The following is a 17,183-nucleotide window of genomic DNA, read 5'->3' as shown; positions in this document are numbered from 1 at the left end:
CGTTTCGTGGTGCGGTCGTGGAAGACCTAGGATGTGAAAAAGCGACGTCATCCGGACCGAGAAGGCGATATGGCCACCACCGAGGTCAAGCGCGACACGAAGTTCTTCGGGCACCCGCTGGGGCTCGCGAACCTCTTCGGTGTCGAGATGTGGGAACGCTTCTCGTATTACGGGATGCTCGGCATCCTGCCGATCTACCTCTACTACTCGGTGGCCGAAGGCGGCCTTGCGATGCCGGAGGCCACCGCCACCAGCATCGTCGGCGCCTACGGCGGGCTGGTGTACCTGTCCACGATCGTCGGCGCCTGGGTGTCCGACCGGCTGCTCGGGGCCGAGCGAACCCTGTTCTACAGCGCGGTGGTGATCATGTTCGGGCACATCGCGCTCGCCGTGCTGCCCGGATACGCCGGAATCGGCGTCGGCCTGGTGTGCGTCGCGCTCGGCAGCGGCGGGGTCAAAGGGAACGCCACCGCGGTCGTGGGCACGCTGTACGACCGGAAGGACGAGCGCCGCGATGGCGGGTTCACGATCTTCTACATGGGTGTCAACCTCGGCGCGTTCGTCGGGCCGCTGCTCACCGGGCTCGCGCAGAGTTCGGTCGGCTTCCACCTCGGCTTCGGTCTGGCGGCCGTGGGGATGGCGCTCGGCCTGATCCAGTACACCTTCGGCCGGAAGAACCTTCCCGAGCAGTCTCGCGAGGTGCCCAACCCGTTGCCCGCGCCGCGCCGGGTTCCGGTGGTGGGCATCGTGCTGGCCGTGGTGGCGGTGGTCCTGGTCGCCATGCTCACCGGGCTGGTCACCGCGGCCAACCTGTCCGACATCGTCGTGTGGATCGTCGGCGTGGCCGCGGTCTGCTATTTCGCGATCATCCTGGCCAGCAGGAAGATCACCGCGGTGGAACGGAAACGGGTGCTGTCGTTCATCCCGATGTTCATCGCCAGCGCCGCGTTCTGGTCGCTCTACCAGCAGCAGTTCACCGTGGTGACGATCTACTCGGACCAGCGGCTCGACCGCGACCTGTTCGGCTGGGAGATGCCGGTGTCCTGGGTGCAGTCGATCAACCCGGTGTTCATCATCGCACTGGCGCCCGTCTTCGCGGCCCTGTGGACGAAGCTGGGGCCGCGGCAGCCGTCGACCCCGATGAAGTTCGCGCTCGGCACGTCGATCATGGGCGTGGCGTTCCTGCTGTTCCTGCCGATGGCGGGCGGCGGCCCGAACAGCGCGCCCCTGCTCGGGCTGATCGGCATCCTGCTCGTGTTCACCATCGCCGAGCTGCTGCTTTCGCCAGTCGGCCTGTCGCTGTCCACGAAACTGGCCCCCGAGGCGTTCCGGACCCAGATGGTGGCGCTGTTCTTCCTGTCGGTGTCGCTAGGCACCGCGCTTTCCGGTTCGCTGGCCGAGTACTACAGCGCCGAGCACGAGAGCGCGTACTTCGGCGTCATCGGGGTCGTGGCGGTCGCGATCGGCGCGGTGCTCGCCGCGATCAGCCCACTGGTGCGCCGCCTGATGTCCGGGGTCAGGTGACCGCGCCGAACAGGTGCCCCGCGTAGTAGGTGATCAGCATGGTCAGCGCCCCGACGGCGACATTGCGGAGGACCGCCCTGGCGGGGCTCGCGCTGCCGAGCCGTGCGCTCACGTAGCCGGTGAGCGCGAGCCCGAGCGCGACGCCCAGGGCGCACGTCCACACGTGCCAGCTTGACGGTGGCAGCGTGATCGCCAGCAGGGGCAGGAGCGCGCCGATGGAGAACGACACGAACGAAGCCCAAGCGGCCTGCCACGGGCTGGTCAGCGCGTCGGGGTCGATCCCGAGCTCGGCTTCGGCGTGCGCGTGGAGGGCGTCCTCGGCGGTGAGCTCACGCGCCACCTCGGCCGCGAGTTCCGGGGAGAGGCCCTTGCCTTCGTAGATCTCGGCAAGCTCGCGTTCTTCGGCCTCGGGCATGGTTTTCAGTTCGTAGGTCTCCAGTCTGAGCGCTGCGCGTTCGGTGTCCCGCTGAGTACTCACGGACACGTATTCACCGCCCGCCATGGAAAGCGCGCCCGCGACCAGTCCGGCGATTCCGGCCATGAGAACGGCGCCGCGGTCACTGGTCGCCCCGGCCACGCCGACGACCAGCCCGGCGACGGACACGATGCCGTCGTTGGCCCCGAGAACTCCTGCTCTCAGCCAGTTCAGCCGGCCGCCAAGGGCATCGCTGTGCGGCTCGTGCGCATGGGTCTCGACGGCGTCCTTGGTTTCGGTCATGTCCATATTGAAGCACGGGCCGACGCATTTTATTTCATGAAGGGAAGCCGAGTAATGGCTTTCCTTATTAAGCCGTGCCTATCCTTAGTCCAACTCGGCGTTACCTTCACGACAGATCTTCGCCGACGTGATCCGGCGGTTGTCGAGCCGGTAGAAACCCGGCGATGGAGAAGCTTCTTTCGACCCCGTCGTGCGTCAATGTCCCGGTGGGCTGACAAGCTACACGGTCGCCGTCGGCGAGCAGGGTTTGGGTGTGCGGGGTCGGGAGCAGTTGGGTCATCGCGCCGGAGAAGAGTTCGGTCAGCTCCGCGCGTCCGCGGGCAAAGGGTGGCTCCCGTGACTCACAGCGCGTCATCGGCGAAGCCCGCGAGGAGGCCGTCGAGATCGCGGGCGTTGAACGCGGCTACGTGCGCTCGTATGACCGCTGCCGAGTTGAAGCCTGACGGCGTCGGCTCCGGCGGTCGAGTGGATAGACAGACGTCGGAGCGGATGCCTGATCGAGTGAGCATCCGCCCCGACGAGTTCTGGTTACGACGCGGTCAGGAGTCGAGGTCGGCGAGCGCCTGCTTCGCCTGCTCGAGTTCGGCCTCCAGCTGGGCCACCTTGGCCCGCTGCTGCTCCTTGGCCTGGTTGATCACCTCGTCGATCGGTGTGGACAGGTCCGTGTGCAGCTCCTTGGCGGCGCGGGACACGGCGGCGGAGGAGACCGCGAGACCGCGGGCCACCCAGGTGCTGCCGTGCTTGAGTTCCGCCTGCCAGTCGCCGTCCGCGGTGCCGGTCACCGTGAGCGTGAGTTCGATGGTGCGGGTCTTGCGCGCCGCCGCGCCCTTCGCGCGACCACGCTTGGGCTGCGGGCTCTCCTCGGCCTTCGTCTCCTGCGCCGGGGCTGGGTTGTCGCCCTCGGCGGTCTCCTGCGGGGCGGTCGTGGTGTCCAGGCTCATTGCGGGTGCGGTCTCCCTCTTCGTGGGGTCGTCCGGCTACGACTGCGCGATTCTAGAACAGACGTTCGACGTAGGGAACATGGGGTCCTGCCAGCCCATTGTCGCGCGGGCGCTCGCTCCGCCTACCCCGGGGTAAGCCAACGGACTTGCCCGCTATGCCCAAGATCATCGTTCGAACGGGCGAGTATTCGGGGTAGCTCGAAAGGTGTGCGGCGATGCATGGCGTTACACATCAGCACTCGATCGGGTGCATCCGGCCTCCCGTGCCGACCTGGGTAAACGTGGTATTGGCCCAGGTTGTCGTGTTTTCGATGATCCGCCCGATGCTTGATTGCCGTGGAGCCTGCTGCTAAGTAATTGCGCACGAGATTGCACCGGTGGAGCCACGTGTCCCGTGGCGGAACGTGGCTGGGGTGAACTCTTGGAAAAAAATTCATGAGGAATGTAGGTAGATGCACATAAAGTCCAGGCGGCTGCTCCCGACCGTCGGTGCGACGATTCTTGTCCTGGTTACCGGAGCCTGCTCCGGTAATGATTCGGCCGAGGTCGAACCGGTCGCGGTCAGTCAGGAGGATCTGACCAAGCTGCCCGAGGCGGATACTTTCGGCACCGTTTCCGGCGCGCCCACCGATCCCCAGCCGGCCGGTGGGGCGATGGCCGGAAAGGTGATTCACCCGAAGAACGAACTGGTGGTCTACGCCAGCCTGGGCGGCAACCCGATCGCCAGGCTGCCGACCGTCCAGATGGGCTCACCGACCTGGGTTCCCGTCGTATCCGAAAAGGACGGATGGGCCGAGGTTCTGTTGCCTACCAGGCCAAACGCCTCGACTGGCTGGGTGCACCTGGAATCCGCCGCGGCGGAGTCCGCGCAGGACGACTACGCGATCAACGTCGACCGAGTGGCGTTCACGCTGGAGCTGCTGGCCAACGGCAAATCGGTCGGTAAATGGACGATCGGTACCGGAAAACCCGAGCATCCGACTCCGTCCGGGCGTGCCTATATCATCGCATCGATCGCGGAGACGAAGAACACCTACAGTCCGATCGTGCTCCCGTTGAGTTACCACTCGAATTCGCTGGAGACGTTCGGCGGCGGCCCTGGAACGGTGGGGCTGCACACCTGGCCCAATGACAGTTATGTCGGCAAGGCCAACAGCGACGGATGTATCCGTGTGCCGCGGGAAGCGCTCGACCGGCTCGCCAAGGTTCCGCTCGGCACCATTGTGAACATCACGTAGCAGGCTCACGTTTTCTGCTCTTTCCTCGCATCCCCAACGAAGACGAAAGGTGATTTCTTGTCCAGGAAGAAGGCTGTCGCCGGCGGTGTCGGCGTGCTGTCCGCCGCGCTGGTGGCCGGTGCCGTGCTCGCGCCCGCGGCGGGTGCCGCCGAGGCCAAGAACTCCGGGGTGGACTCGGCGTTCGCCATCTCCGCCTCCGGGTTGCTCAAGGTCGACCCGACGCCGTCGGTCGACAGCTCCGAAGGCTTCGCCCAGCAGTCGCTCGCCGAGCTCAAGCTGCCGCCGGCGCTGCTCGACCTCAGGCTGCTGACCGCGAAGGCCGGTGCTGGCCAGGCGCGGGCGGCCGTCGCGGACGTGTCGGTCGGCCTCGGCGTCGGCAAACCGCTGCTGAGTGCTTCCGCGATCGAGGCCTCCTGCCACCACGGCAAGGTGTCGTCGTCGCTGGCCAAGGCGAAGATCGGTGACGTCAACCTGGCTGTCCAGGTGCCGCCGAACACCGGCGTTTCCGTGCCAGGGCTGTTGTCGGTCGTGCTGAACAAGCAGACCACCCACCCGGACGGCTCGGTCACCGTGACCGCGATTTCGATCAATGTCGACGGCATCCAGAAGCTGGACCTCGCCTCCGCCACGTGCGTTCCCGGTGACGGTGACGACGGTTCCACCAGTACCAAGCCGACCAGCAGTACCAAGACGAGTTCGCGCACGAGCGCGCCGGCTTCCTCGTCTGCGGCCGGTGGTGGTGGTGGTGGCGCCGGCCCGGCGGGTGACAGGGCGCTGCCCAACGGCAAGGCCCCGGCGCCGACACCGGTGAAGGCCCACCTCGACGTCACGGGCTGAGTGAGAACTTGGAGCGGGTGGGCCCGCACCGGGCTCACCCGCTCCAATGGCGTCAGTCCTCGGACTTACCGGACTTCAGCCCGGCCGAAATGAGGTCCATGACGCTCGAGTCGGCGAGGGTGGTCACGTCGCCGACCTGACGGTTTTCCGCGACATCGCGCAGCAGGCGGCGCATGATTTTTCCGGACCGTGTCTTGGGCAGTTCCGGCACGACCATAATCTGCCGTGGCTTCGCGATCGGGCCGATTTCCTTGGCGACGTGGTTGCGGAGTTCCTGGACCGCTTCCTCGCCCCCGTCCACCGCGTTGCCGCGCAGGATGACGAACGCCACGATGCCCTGCCCGGTCGTCGGGTCGCTGGCGCCGACCACCGCGGCCTCGGCGACGGTGGCGTGCGAGACCAGGGCCGATTCGACCTCGGTGGTGGAGATCCGGTGTCCCGACACGTTCATCACGTCGTCGACCCGGCCGAGCAGCCAGATGTCGCCGTCCTTGTCGTACTTGGCGCCGTCACCGGCGAAGTAGTAGCCCTGGTCGGCGAACCGTGCCCAGTACGTCTCCTTGAAGCGCTCGTCGTCACCCCAGATGCCGCGAAGCATCGAGGGCCACGGCTTGTCCAGCACGAGGTATCCGCCACCGCCGTTCACCACCTCCTTGCCGGCGTCGTCGACGACAACGGCCGAGGTACCGGGCAGTGGCCGTTGGGCGGAACCGGGTTTGGTGGGGGTCACGCCGGGCAGCGGGGAGATCATGATCGCGCCGGTTTCGGTCTGCCACCAGGTGTCCACCACCGGGGTCTTGCCGGCGCCGATGTGCTCGCGGTACCAGACCCAGGCCTCGGGGTTGATCGGCTCGCCGACGCTGCCGAGGACGCGCAGGCTGGACAGGTCGTACTTCGCGGGGATCTCGTCGCCCCACTTCATGAACGTGCGGATCAGGGTGGGCGCGGTGTAGTAGATGGTGACCTTGTAGTTCTGGATGATTTCCCAGTGCCTGCCCTCGTGCGGGGTGTTGGGGGTGCCTTCGTAGACGACCTGGGTCACCCGGTTGGCCAGCGGCCCATAGACGATGTAGGAGTGCCCGGTCACCCAGCCGATGTCGGCGGTGCACCAGTAGACGTCCTCGCCGGGCTTGTGGTCGAACACCACGTGGTGGGTGTAGGCGGCCTGGGTCAGGTAGCCGCCTGAAGTGTGCAGGATGCCCTTCGGCTTACCTGTGGTGCCCGAGGTGTAGAGGATGTAGAGCGGGTGCTCGGAGTCGAACGCCTCCGGGGTGTGCTCGGCCGGCTGGCCGTCGACCAGGTCGTGCCACCACACGTCGCGGCCCTCGGTCCAGGGCACCTCGTCCCCGGTGCGGCGCACCACGATGACCTTCTCCACCGACTCCGCCCCGGCCAGCGCCTCGTCCACGTTGGCCTTCATCGGGGCGGCCTTGCCCCGCCGGAACTGGCCGTCGGAGGTGATCACGATCTTGGCCTGCGCGTCGTCCACCCGCGACCGCAGCGCCGTCGGCGAGAACCCGCCGAACACGACACTGTGCATCGCGCCGATGCGTGCGCAGGCGAGCATCGCGATGATCGCCTCGGGGATCATCTGCAGCTGGATCGCGACGCGGTCGTGCGCGGTTACGCCCAGAGACAGCAACGCGTTCGCCGCCTTGCTTACCTCGTCCTTCAACTGCGCGTAGGTGATGTCCTGCGTGTCGCCGGGCTCGCCGACCCAGTGGATCGCGACCTGGTCGCCGTGCCCGGCCTCGACGTGCCGGTCCACACAGTTGTACGCGACGTTGAGCTTGCCTCCCACGAACCACTTCGCGAACGGAGCGCCTCCCCAGTCGAGCACCTGCGTCCATTTCGTGTCCCAGTGCAGACGCTCGGCCTGCTTCGCCCAAAAAGCCTCACGGTCGGCCGCGGCCTGCTCGTAGAGATCGGCTTTCGCATTGGCCTGCGCGGCGAAAGCGGACTCCGGCGGGAAGGTCCGGTTTTCCGTCAGCAGGTTCTGCAGCGTTGGGGACTGCTCGGTCATTTTGGACGGCCTCCTGAGGTTCGGACTTGCTTTGGCTCACGCCGGAAGCACCGTATCGACGCTAGTACCAGCCGCGAAAGACCGCATTAACGCCCTCCACGGCGGGTGAGCCTCAGGTCACGTTCGCGTGACTCATATGCTCGCGGTGACGTCGCGCGCGAGGAGGTCGGATGGCTGAGCGGGAAGAGCTCACCTGGGAGTTGTTCGGTTCGGCCAGTCGGGAACTGGCGCGCTCGATCGCCGACAGCGGTTACCGGCCCGGCTTGATCCTGTCCATCGCACGCGGCGGGCTGTTCGTCGCGGGCGCGCTCGGATACGCGCTGGACGTCAAGAACCTGCACGTGATGAACGTGGAGTTCTACACCGGCGTCGACCAGCGGCTCGACCTGCCGGTGGTGCTGCCGCCGGTGCCCAACGCGGTCGACCTCGCCGGCGCGAGGGTGCTGATCACCGACGATGTCGCGGACACCGGGGCCACCCTCAAGCTGGTGCGCGACTTCTGCGCCGATCAGGTGGCCGAGGTGCGCTGCGCGGTGGTCTACGAGAAGCCGCACTCACAGGTCCGGTGTGAGTACGTGTGGCGGCGCACCGACAAGTGGGTCAACTTCCCGTGGTCCAGTCAGGGGCCGGTGCTGCAGCGCGAGGGGCAGGTCCTCGACGCATGAGTCGCGCAGCGTCGAGTCGCGGCAGCCAGGGTGACCATAAGGCGTGCGCTGCCGACACGATCGTGGTCGCGCGCGAACCGGCGGAGGGAAGAGCATGAGTGATCCACTGGCTCCGCTGCTGGATCTTGAAGGCGTCGCCGCGGCCGTGAAGTCGGCGCAGGAGGCGGTGTTCGCGGTGCACCGGCATCCGGTGAACCTGCGGGGAGCCGCGGCGACCGCCGCCGAGGCGTCCGTGCGGGCGGCTCGCGCGTCGGCGGCCATCGAAGGCGCCGATCCCGAGATCCCCGCGGACGCGGCCGTCACCGATCCGGTCCTCGCGGGTGCCCTGCGGGTCGCGGAGGCGCTGGAGCCCTTGCTCCCGACCTGGCGGCGGGCGCCATGGCAGGCGCTGGCCCGCATGCACGTGCTGGCCGCGGCCGACCTCACCGAAGACCTGAACGCGCTGGGCAGGCCACAGGCCGGGACCGCCGCCCGGCTCGAACTACTCGCCCGGTTTGTCACCGGTGGCACGTCCGTGCCGGGTGTGGTGCTCACCGCCGTCGTCCATGGGGAACTGATGGCCGTGCGGCCGTTCGGGCTCGCGGACGGCGTGGTGGCCAGGGCGGCGGCCCGGCTGACGATGGTGGCGACCGGGGTGGACCCCAAGTCGCTGACGGTTCCCGAGGTCGCGTATCTCAGGCAGGCCCGCCGTTACCGCGAAGCCGTGGAGCGGTTCGCGTCGGGCGAGCCTGCCGGTGTACGCGACTGGCTGCTTTTCAGTTGTGAAACGCTGCGGAAGGGAGCCCGCGAAGCACGCGGGATCGCCGAGGCGGCTGGTTGATTCAGGGCGTGTAGGCGCACGCGCTGAGGGCCTCCCGGACGTGACCGCCGTTGGCCGCGAGCAGTGCCGTGGCGGTGGCCGAGTCGACCCCGGACAGCAGGCGCACGAGCGCGACCTTGAGATCGCCGTCGGCCTCGGCGAGTGCGGCCGCGCAGTCCTGGTCGCTGGCCCCGGTCGCCTCGCGGAGGATGCGCAGCGTGCGGCCGCGCAGTTTCGCGTTGGTCGCCCGCACGCTGACCATCAGGTTCGAGTAGGTCCGGCCGAGCTTGATCATCGTCGCGGTGGAGAAGGCCGTGAGGATGGTCTTCTGCGCGGTGCCCGCCTTCATCCGGGTCGAGCCGGCGATCACCTCCGGCCCGGTGCCCACCGGGATGAGCACGTCGAGCCCGGCGGGCCGGATTCCTTGCGGATTACCCGAAACCAGGGCCGTCCGGGCGCCGCGCCGGCTCGCCGCGCCGAGTGCGCCGAGGACGAACGGCGTGCGCCCGGACGCGGTCAAGCCGAGCACGAAATCGCCCGGCTCGACCGCGGCGGCCAGTTGCGCGGCACCGTCCGCCGAGTCGTCCTCGGCGTTTTCGACCGGAGATCGCAGTGCCCGCTCGCCGCCGGCATGGTGCGCGACGAACCAGTCCGGCGGCACGTTGAAGGTGGGCACGAGTTCGGCGGCGTCCAGCACGGCGAGGCGACCGGAAGTGCCGGCGCCGACGTAGTGCACCCGGCCCCCGCCGCGCAGTGCCTCCACCGCGAGGTCGACCGCGAGGGCCAGTTCGGGCAGTACCTCGGCGACCGCCTCGGGCACCCTGCGGTCCTCCGCGTTGATCAGGCGGAGGACACCGATGGTCGACATGCGGTCGATCTCGGTCGTCCGCGGGTTGCGTTGCTCGGTAGGGGAATTGACGTGGACTACCTGTTGCGGCACCGTCATCATGGGCCTCACTTCGCTCGCCGAACTCACGATTTCACTCACGGCGTTCCAGAAGTCACTTTCCGGTCTCTCGCGGTCGCCTCCGGCCGTCCGGCCGGACCCCGAGCCGATGGCCGCCCACCGCTTCGCGGGTCGCGTCCAGCGCCTGCGAGGCGGCCTCCATGTGCCGCTGCGCCACCCCGATGAAGAGGCAGTCGATGACGGTGAGCTGGGCGATCCTGCTTGCCGTCGCGCCGGAACGGAACGTCGTCTCCCTCGCGGCCGTGGTGAGGAGGTGGTCGGCGACCTCGGTGATCGGGGAGCGCGGGAAGTTCGTCAGCGCGACGGTAGTGGCACCGTGCTCACGGGCCACGCGCAGCGCCTCGACCGTGTCGGCCGTCGCACCGGTGTGCGAGACGCCGATCGCCACGTCACCGGGGCTGAGCACGGCGGCGGAGGTGAGCATGATGTGGGTGTCCGACCAGGCGAAGCACACGCGTCCGATGCGGTGCAGCTTCTGCTGGAGGTCCGCGGCGACGAACGCGCTCGCGCCGACGCCGTAGACGTCCACCCGCGGTGCCTCGGCGAGGAGCCCGATCACCCGCTCCAGTTCGGCGATGTCGATCTGGTCGGCGGTCTCCTCGACCGCGCGGGCGTCGGCGAAGCTGACCTTGCCGACGACGGCGGCCAGGTCGTCGTCGGCGCTGATCTCCCCGCCGATGTTCCGCGTCGAGCGCGCCTCGGACCGCGCGGTGTCCGCTGCGAGCGCGATTCGTAACTGGGGGTAACCGCCGACGCCAACAGCCTTGCAGAACCGGGTGACCGTCGTTTCGCTCGTGTTGGCCGCGAGCGCGACCTCGGTGATGCTCCGGCGGGCCACCGCGGACGGGTCTTCGAGTACGACTTTCGCCACACGCTGCTCAGCGCGTGCCAAACCGGGCAGCAGCGAGCGAATGCGCACCAGCGGGCTCGCCTCGGGCTCACGACCTGCGGAAACCGTGCCTGAGTGTGTTGAAGCGGTCACGGATTCGGCATCAAGTTCCGTGGGAAAGTTACTAACCGATGGCATTTGAGACAAGGCTACCCACATCCTCCGGGATGATCGCAACTCGTACGCCCCTGCACGCCCGAGCTGCGCTGACTCAGTTGCCCAGAAAGTCGCCAACCAGGTCAGTGCTGTTAACGTCTACTAGTTAACGAGTTGGCAACTTCGTGAGGTTCCCGAAACAGCCGACGTTCGTCGGTATCCCGAGTCGTGCTTCGGTGGTATGGAGTGCTCACGTTCGATGATATGACGCGTGTCGGAAGAAAAGATCTCCGTGTTTCACCGGTGTTTCAGCTGCCAACCGGCTACTTTCAGTGATGACGGGTCGCGTTCAGAGTCCACCAAGAGCCCGTTGGTGCTGGTTACTCGGACACCATCCAGGCAAACCCCACGGCCGGTGTAGGAGTCGTCGGTGCTGTAGCGCCAGCGGAGAATCACCTGAGTGGCCGCCGGTATTTCGGCCGTCACCCGCCACCAGGCGCGATGCCCGTGACCACTGAGCTCGTACACCGCGCCCGCCGGTGCGCCGGGTCCCCAGGCGCGCATGGGGACCGGCTGCCAGTTCGTGCCGTCCGGGCTGGACTCGAGGACGAGCGGATCCGTCGCCTCGGTGTCCACAAAGGCCTCGAAGCCGATCCTCAGCGGGCTGCCCGCGCCGAGTGGCCGGGTGGTGACGGTCGCGGTTTCCCGGTTGCCGATCTGGCTGAACCAGAAGTCCCGCCCCTCGGCCGGAAACACCGCCAGGGCCCGTGCCAGCGCGGTCGCCCACCGCTCGCGGGCGAGATTGATCGATCCCCAGTTCCTGGTCGGGTGCACCCGGTTGGTGAGCAGGATCGCGATCGACCGTGACTTCAGGTCGATGACCAGAGTGGTCCCGGTGTAGCCGGTGTGGCCCGCGGTCATCGGCGACGACAGGCCGCCCATGTAGAACATCTGGTCCAGCTCGACGCCGAGGCCGTGCTCGTCGCCGGGGAAGGCGGTGTTGTAGTTGGTCAGCATCCGCTGGACCGTCTCGTGGCCGAGGATCCGCGCGCCCCGGTAAGTTCCGCCGTTGAGGATGGCCTGCGCGAGGATGGCCAGGTCACCGGCGGTGGAGAAGATTCCGGCGTGCCCCGAGACACCACCCAGCGCCCACGCGTTCTCGTCGTGCACCTGTCCACGCACCATGCCGCGCGGAGGGTTCGCTTCGTATTCCGTCGCCGCGATCCGGCCGAGTTCGCTCGCGGGCGGGTTGAAGCCGGTATCGGCCATGCCCAGCGGCCCGGTGATCCGGTCGCGGATCACAACGTCCAGCGTGGCACCCGTGACCTCCTCGACCAGGAAACCCAGTGTCATCAGGTTGATGTCGGAGTAGAGGTAGGCGGTGCCGGGCGGGTTCTTCAGCGGGCTGTCGAGCACCGCCTTCCGGCGCGCGGGAATGTCCGAATAGCCTTGCCAGAGCGAGGGAATCGGGTCGGCGTCCAGGCCGGAGGTGTGGGTGAGCAACTGCCGGACGGTCACTTCCCGCTTGCCGTTCGTGGCGAACTCGGGCAGGTAACGCGCCACCGGTGTGTCCAGGTCCACCCGGCCCCGCTCGACCAGTTGCATGACCGCGACCGAGGTGAACAGCTTGGTGACCGAGGCCAGGTCGAAGATCGTGTCAGTGCGCATCGGCACCTGCTGGTCCGTGGGCAGTTCCGTGCCCGCCGCGTCGGCGTAGCGGACGGCCTCGCCCACGGCGTACCGGTCGACGACCACGCCGTCGTGGGCGAGCAGGCCGACCGCGCCGGAGAAGCGCGGATGGCCCGTGCTCGGGTCGTTACGGGTCCAGCTCGCCAGGAACCGCTCGGCGTCGGAGATCGGCTCCGGATCGAGGCCGACCTGGCCGGGGCCGCCGGCACGCAATACCGTGCCGGCGGACGCGAAACCCTGCTGGGGCCGGTCGAACCGGCCCATCCAAGATCCTCCGGCGATGGCGGTCGCTCCCGTGGTGCTCATGGTCACGACGACGAGCGCGGCGACCAGTCTCATCCGCATGATGCCCCCGTTCACCAGTAGAGCAGGTACCGCTGCCGCTTCGCGGCGAACGCGGCCAGTTCGGCCTGCCACGAGCCGGTGATTTCGTCCACGCCGGCGCCGGCGTCGATCATGGTCCGGAGCCGGGCGGATCCGGACAGCTTGTCGATGTAGTTGTCCGGACGCCAGGCGAAGGAGTCCGGATGCAGCCGCCGCGCCGTCACGAACATCGCCACCGCGGTGCGGATCGCGTCGAACGCGCTCGGGTCGGTGACCTTCAACTGCACCCCGCCGCACGTCTGGTCGACGAACTTGCCGAAGGTCGGCACGAAATAGGTCTCGCGGAACTCCACGCCGGGCAGCCCGAGCATGGTCAGCGCCTCTCGCCAGCGCCAGTCCACGCCGGGAGCGCCCACGATCTCGAACGGCCGCGTGGTGCCCCGCCCCTCCGAAAACACGGTGCCCTCGAACATGCCCAGGCCCGGATACACCAGCGCGGTGTCCGGCGTGGGCATGTTCGGGCTCGGCGGCGTCCACGTCAGGCCGGTGCCCGCGAAGAGCGTCTCCCGCCGCCAGCCGCGTACCTGAACGACGTCGAGCTGGATCGGCCCCAGGTACTCCCCGGCGAAGAACCGGGCCAGCTCGCCGACCGTCATGCCGTGCTGCTGAACGACCGGTTTCAGCCCAACCCCCGAGGCGAACGCCGGGTCCAGCACGGGCCCGGCTGCCTTGCCACCCACCGGGTTCGGCCGGTCCAGCACGAGGAACCGCACGCCGATCCCGGCCGCCGCGACCATCGCGTTGAACATCGACCAGATGTAGGTGTAGAAGCGGGCGCCCACGTCGGCGACGTCGAACACGACGGTGTCCACGCCCGCCTTGGTGAACATCTCGGTGAGTTTGCCGGCGCTCGCGCCGTAGACGTCGTAAACGGGAATACCGGTCCGCGGATCGGTGTAGTCGCCCTCCGACCCGCCCGCTTGCGCACTGCCGCGGAAGCCGTGCTCCGGTCCGAACGCCGCGACCGGGCGCACTCCCGCGGCCACCATCGAATCCACGATGTGGTCGAGATCGGCCAGCACACCGGTCGGATTGGACAGCACGCCCACCTTGTGGTCCAACAGCATGTGCCAGCCCTGACCGGCCAGCGTGTCGGCGCCGGGGACGACCTTGGTCACCGGCGAGTCAGCGGCCGACGCGGAGCTCCCGGCGAGCAGTGGGAGGCTCGCGGAGGCCAGGAAGCCTCGGCGGTTCACCATGACAGGCCGGCGCCGAACGGGAACAGCGTCCTGGTCGTGTCGTCCCCGGCGGGGATCGCTACCGGCAGCCTGCCCCGCGGCGAGATCTTTCCAAGCAGCACCTTGGCCAGCGACTTCATGGTCACGTCCCGCCAGTCGTAGGTGGCCACCCAGGTCGGCACGTCCGCGTAGCCAGGGTCGTAGGGCTCCTGGACGCTCACCGCGATCACGGGCTTACCAGTGGCGAGCAACGCGTTCACGAGGTCGCGCTGCGGCGGGCTGGTCCGCAGGCCGTTGGCCAGCACGATCACCGTGCCCGCGTCCTTCGCGGCCGCCGTCACGGTGCCGATTTTCGCCGCCGTCGGCCCGGCTCCGGTCGGCATCGCCATCCCGCCGAGCTGGGCGGCGAGCGTGTTCACCGGCTCCGCCGGATAACCCGGGTAACTCGGGTTGTTCCAGCCGGTCACCAGGATGCCGCCCGGATTCCTCAGCGGCAGGAGCCCGGCGTCGTTGCGCAGCACGGTGGTCGTGCGGTCGGTGATGGCCTGGATCCCCTCGAGGTGGCGGGAAGTGCCGACTTCGCGGGTCACCGTGCGCTCGTCGACCAGTGGCCGGGCGAGGATGCCGCGCTTGACCTTCAGTTCCAGGATGCGCAGCACGCTCTGGTCGATGCGCTGCTCGGTGAGCCTGCCGCTGGACACCGCGTCCAGCACGCCCTTGATCGCGATGCCGAGGTCCGGCGGCATGAGCATCTGGTCGACCCCGGCTTCCAGCGCCAGCACGGGGATCTCGGCGTCGGAATGCATCTGCCGTACACCCGCCATCTGCAGCGAGTCGGTCACCACCACGCCGTTGTAGTGCAGTTCGTTCCGCAGGATGCCGGTCATGATCGGCTTCGACAGGGTCGCGGGCTCACCCGAGGGGTCGAGGCTCGGCACCGTGATGTGCGCGGTCATGATCACGTCGATGCCCGCGTCGATCGCGGCCTGGAACGGGGGCAGATCGATCTCGCGCCACTGCTGCACGGTCCGGCTGATCACCGGCAGCCCGGTGTGGCTGTCGGTCGCGGCGTCACCGTGGCCGGGGAAGTGTTTGACCGCCGAGGAAACCGTTTTCGTGGCCGGGCCCGAGTTCTGGTAGCCGTCGACCTCGGCCACGACGAGCCGGCTCGCCAGTGCCGGATCGGCGGAGAACGAGCGGGAGCCGATGATCGGGTTGAGCGGGTTGGAGTTGACGTCGGCGTCCGGGGCGAAGTTCTGGGTGATGCCCATCGCGCGCAACTCGTGCCCGTTGATCGTGGCCAGCCGTTTCGCGTCGCCGTCGCCGCGGCCCGCGCCGATGGCCATGCTGGCCGGGTACTCGGAGGCCGGCGCGCCGATCCGGGTGACGCGGCCGCCCTCCTGGTCGATCGAGACGATCAGCGGCAGGTGCGCGCCACTGCCCAGCGCCGCCCGCTGCAGACCGTTCGACAGCCGGGCGACCTGCGCGGGATCGTCGACGTTGTCGGTGCCCGAGTTGTTGAAGAAGATGACCCCGCCGGGGTGGTACTTCTCGACCACCTGGGCGGCGGTGTTCACGCCGTACTTGGTCTGGTTGCCGGCGTTGACCTCGTCCGCGGACTTGCCCCACACGTCGGCGACGAACAACTGCCCGACCTTCTGTTCGAGGTTCATGCCGCGCAGCACGTCACGTGCCCAAGCCGAGGCTCGCGCGTCCACGCCGGGCGCTGCCGCCGCGGGGGTCGCGGTCACGGCGAGCAGCCCGGCGACCGTCGCGGCGAGCGCGTGTCTGGCGTGTCCTCTCGAGCCCACGGTGGCCTCCCTGGTGACGGACCGGCCGAGATGGAAAGAATTCCACCTGAAACGGCCGACATCGGGAAGCTACTCACTCACGCTCATCCTGGTCAAACGACCTACCCCGGACATGCGCGGGCGCCGCCGGCATCTTCGCCGGCGGCGCCCGCCCGCGCGGACCGCTCGGGTGACCAAGCGTGCAACTCGTGTCGTACCTACCTGGACTCGGCGTCCGGCGTCCCGATACGCAGTCCCTAGACGACAAGCCTCCCGCGGCGTGCTGTGCGTGGGTGCCCGGAGTCCGCGCACGGAGATCTTTCGGGGTGGATCAGGGCTTCTCTTCGCCCCGTCCCTGGCCGACAAGATGTCCGCACCTGTAGTTCTTACTCAGTGACGGTGGTCACTTCAAGGGGTCTGCCGGGTGCACCGGTAAAGAGACACGATTTGGTGATGACCGCGCCTTCGGGGACTATGCTGGTGCGCTCGTTTCGTCTCCGCGCTTCCGGCGGGACAGCCCGTACCAGGTCATTCCCGCCGCCAGCGCCCCGATGCCGACCCCGAGCGCCACGGTCGTCGGCGTCGGTGCCGGGATCCGGCTGCGCAGGGACACCGGGTTGGTGAAGGTGAGCACCGGCCAGCCTCGTTCCGTGGCCACCCGGCGGAGTGCCCGGTCCGGATTCACCGCATGCGGTTTGCCGACGGTTTCCAGCAACGGGACGTCCGTGCTCGAGTCGCTGTAGGCGAAGCAGGCGGCGAGGTCGTAGCCGTAGTCGGCGGCCAGCTCCTTGGCCGCTACGGCTTTCTGCTCGCCGTAGCAGTAGAACTCCACCTGTCCGGAGTAGCGGCCATCGACGATTTGCATCCTGGTGGCGACGCTGCGGGTGGTGCCGAGCATTGCGGCGATCGGACTGACCACCTCCTCGCCCGCGGCCGACAGCACGATCACGTCGTGCCCGTTTTCCCGGTGCCACGCGATGAGGTCCGCGGCCTCGGCGTAGACAAGGGGCTCGACGATGTCGTGCAGGGTCTCGCTGACGATGGCGCGGACCTGCGCGACGTCCCAGCCCGCGCACAGCGCGGAGATCTCGGCGCGCATCCGCTCCGTGCGGTCCTCGTCCGCGCCGGACAACGAGAACACGAGCTGGGCGTAAGCGCTCTTCAGCGCGGCGCGTCTGCTGATCAGGCCGTGCCGGAGCATCGGCTTGCTGAACGCGAGCGCGCTGGACGACGCGATGATCGTCTTGTCGAGGTCGAAGAACGCCGCGACACCGGTGGGATGGCTCGGCGACGAGCCGCTGGGTTCTGCCACGCGTTCAGGATAGAAGCTCGAACTGGTGAGCCGGCCACAAACGGCGTTTCGCGGACGAAAATTGGTTACCATTTGGCCGGAAAACGATTGCCTCATTTCGTTATCGAACTGTGGGCTGGACAGCGGGCACGGA

General features: G+C 68.1%; 14 protein-coding genes. 5 read left to right on the top strand and 9 right to left on the bottom strand.

The features are described 5' to 3' along the window. The first annotated feature begins 69 nt into the window (after window positions 1–69). A complete protein-coding gene (locus VJT49_RS09580) occupies window positions 70–1,524 on the top strand; it encodes a peptide MFS transporter (protein WP_324164387.1) in 1,455 nt (484 codons plus the stop codon). On the opposite strand, the gene VJT49_RS09575 is transcribed toward VJT49_RS09580, so the two are convergent. Both VJT49_RS09575 and VJT49_RS09570 read right to left on the bottom strand, forming a co-directional pair. After that, complete coding sequence (locus VJT49_RS09575; RefSeq protein WP_324164386.1) at window positions 1,517–2,242, bottom strand: VIT family protein; 726 nt, start codon at window positions 2,240–2,242, stop codon at window positions 1,517–1,519. The two genes, VJT49_RS09580 and VJT49_RS09575, sit on opposite strands and share 8 nt — an antisense overlap. Window positions 2,243–2,781: 539 nt before the next feature. Next, window positions 2,782–3,183 (bottom strand): DUF6319 family protein, encoded by a 402-nt coding sequence (locus VJT49_RS09570; protein ID WP_324164385.1) that lies wholly within the window; start codon window positions 3,181–3,183, stop codon window positions 2,782–2,784. A 452-nt stretch (window positions 3,184–3,635) separates the two neighbouring features. Between VJT49_RS09570 and VJT49_RS09565 the strand changes: the two genes are divergently transcribed. Both VJT49_RS09565 and VJT49_RS09560 read left to right on the top strand, forming a co-directional pair. Then, a complete protein-coding gene (locus VJT49_RS09565; protein ID WP_324164384.1) occupies window positions 3,636–4,421 on the top strand; it encodes a L,D-transpeptidase in 786 nt (261 codons plus the stop codon). A 57-nt stretch (window positions 4,422–4,478) separates the two neighbouring features. Further along, the gene (locus VJT49_RS09560) at window positions 4,479–5,258 is read left to right on the top strand and encodes a choice-of-anchor P family protein (RefSeq protein ID WP_324164383.1); all 780 of its coding nucleotides are present in this window, start codon (window positions 4,479–4,481) and stop codon (window positions 5,256–5,258) included. A 52-nt stretch (window positions 5,259–5,310) separates the two neighbouring features. On the opposite strand, the gene acs is transcribed toward VJT49_RS09560, so the two are convergent. Next, on the bottom strand, window positions 5,311–7,281 hold the full coding sequence (gene acs, locus VJT49_RS09555; RefSeq protein WP_324164382.1) for an acetate--CoA ligase: 1,971 nt from the start codon (window positions 7,279–7,281) through the stop codon (window positions 5,311–5,313). Window positions 7,282–7,451: 170 nt separating this feature from the next. Between acs and VJT49_RS09550 the strand changes: the two genes are divergently transcribed. Together VJT49_RS09550 and VJT49_RS09545 are read left to right on the top strand one after the other, a co-directional pair. Next, window positions 7,452–7,946: a phosphoribosyltransferase gene (locus VJT49_RS09550; protein WP_324164381.1), complete on the top strand. Its 495-nt coding sequence runs from the start codon at window positions 7,452–7,454 to the stop codon at window positions 7,944–7,946. 94 nt (window positions 7,947–8,040) lie between these two features. Further along, window positions 8,041–8,766 carry an oxidoreductase gene (locus VJT49_RS09545; RefSeq protein ID WP_324164380.1) on the top strand — a complete coding sequence of 242 codons (726 nt, stop codon included), beginning with the start codon at window positions 8,041–8,043 and terminating at the stop codon, window positions 8,764–8,766. Between the two features lies 1 nt (window position 8,767). On the opposite strand, the gene murQ is transcribed toward VJT49_RS09545, so the two are convergent. From murQ to VJT49_RS09515, 6 genes are all read right to left on the bottom strand, one after another. Further along, complete coding sequence (gene murQ, locus VJT49_RS09540; RefSeq protein WP_324164468.1) at window positions 8,768–9,694, bottom strand: N-acetylmuramic acid 6-phosphate etherase; 927 nt, start codon at window positions 9,692–9,694, stop codon at window positions 8,768–8,770. Window positions 9,695–9,746: 52 nt separating this feature from the next. Further along, the gene (locus VJT49_RS09535; RefSeq protein WP_324164379.1) at window positions 9,747–10,739 is read right to left on the bottom strand and encodes a MurR/RpiR family transcriptional regulator; all 993 of its coding nucleotides are present in this window, start codon (window positions 10,737–10,739) and stop codon (window positions 9,747–9,749) included. 255 nt (window positions 10,740–10,994) lie between these two features. After that, the gene (locus tag VJT49_RS09530; RefSeq protein ID WP_324164378.1) at window positions 10,995–12,731 is read right to left on the bottom strand and encodes a serine hydrolase domain-containing protein; all 1,737 of its coding nucleotides are present in this window, start codon (window positions 12,729–12,731) and stop codon (window positions 10,995–10,997) included. An 11-nt stretch (window positions 12,732–12,742) separates the two neighbouring features. After that, window positions 12,743–13,969: a DUF1343 domain-containing protein gene (locus tag VJT49_RS09525; RefSeq protein WP_324164377.1), complete on the bottom strand. Its 1,227-nt coding sequence runs from the start codon at window positions 13,967–13,969 to the stop codon at window positions 12,743–12,745. Continuing rightward, window positions 13,963–15,759, bottom strand: a complete 1,797-nt coding sequence (locus tag VJT49_RS09520; RefSeq protein ID WP_324164376.1) for a glycoside hydrolase family 3 protein — start codon at window positions 15,757–15,759, stop codon at window positions 13,963–13,965. Before VJT49_RS09520 ends, VJT49_RS09525 begins: the two co-directional genes overlap by 7 nt. Window positions 15,760–16,210: 451 nt before the next feature. Beyond that, window positions 16,211–17,050: an HAD-IB family hydrolase gene (locus VJT49_RS09515; protein WP_324164375.1), complete on the bottom strand. Its 840-nt coding sequence runs from the start codon at window positions 17,048–17,050 to the stop codon at window positions 16,211–16,213. Window positions 17,051–17,183: the final 133 nt, after the last annotated feature.

The sequence above is a fragment of the Amycolatopsis sp. genome, from assembly GCF_035276945.1.
Taxonomy (GTDB): domain Bacteria; phylum Actinomycetota; class Actinomycetes; order Mycobacteriales; family Pseudonocardiaceae; genus Amycolatopsis_E.
This window is presented reverse-complemented; position numbering and strand designations above follow the sequence as displayed.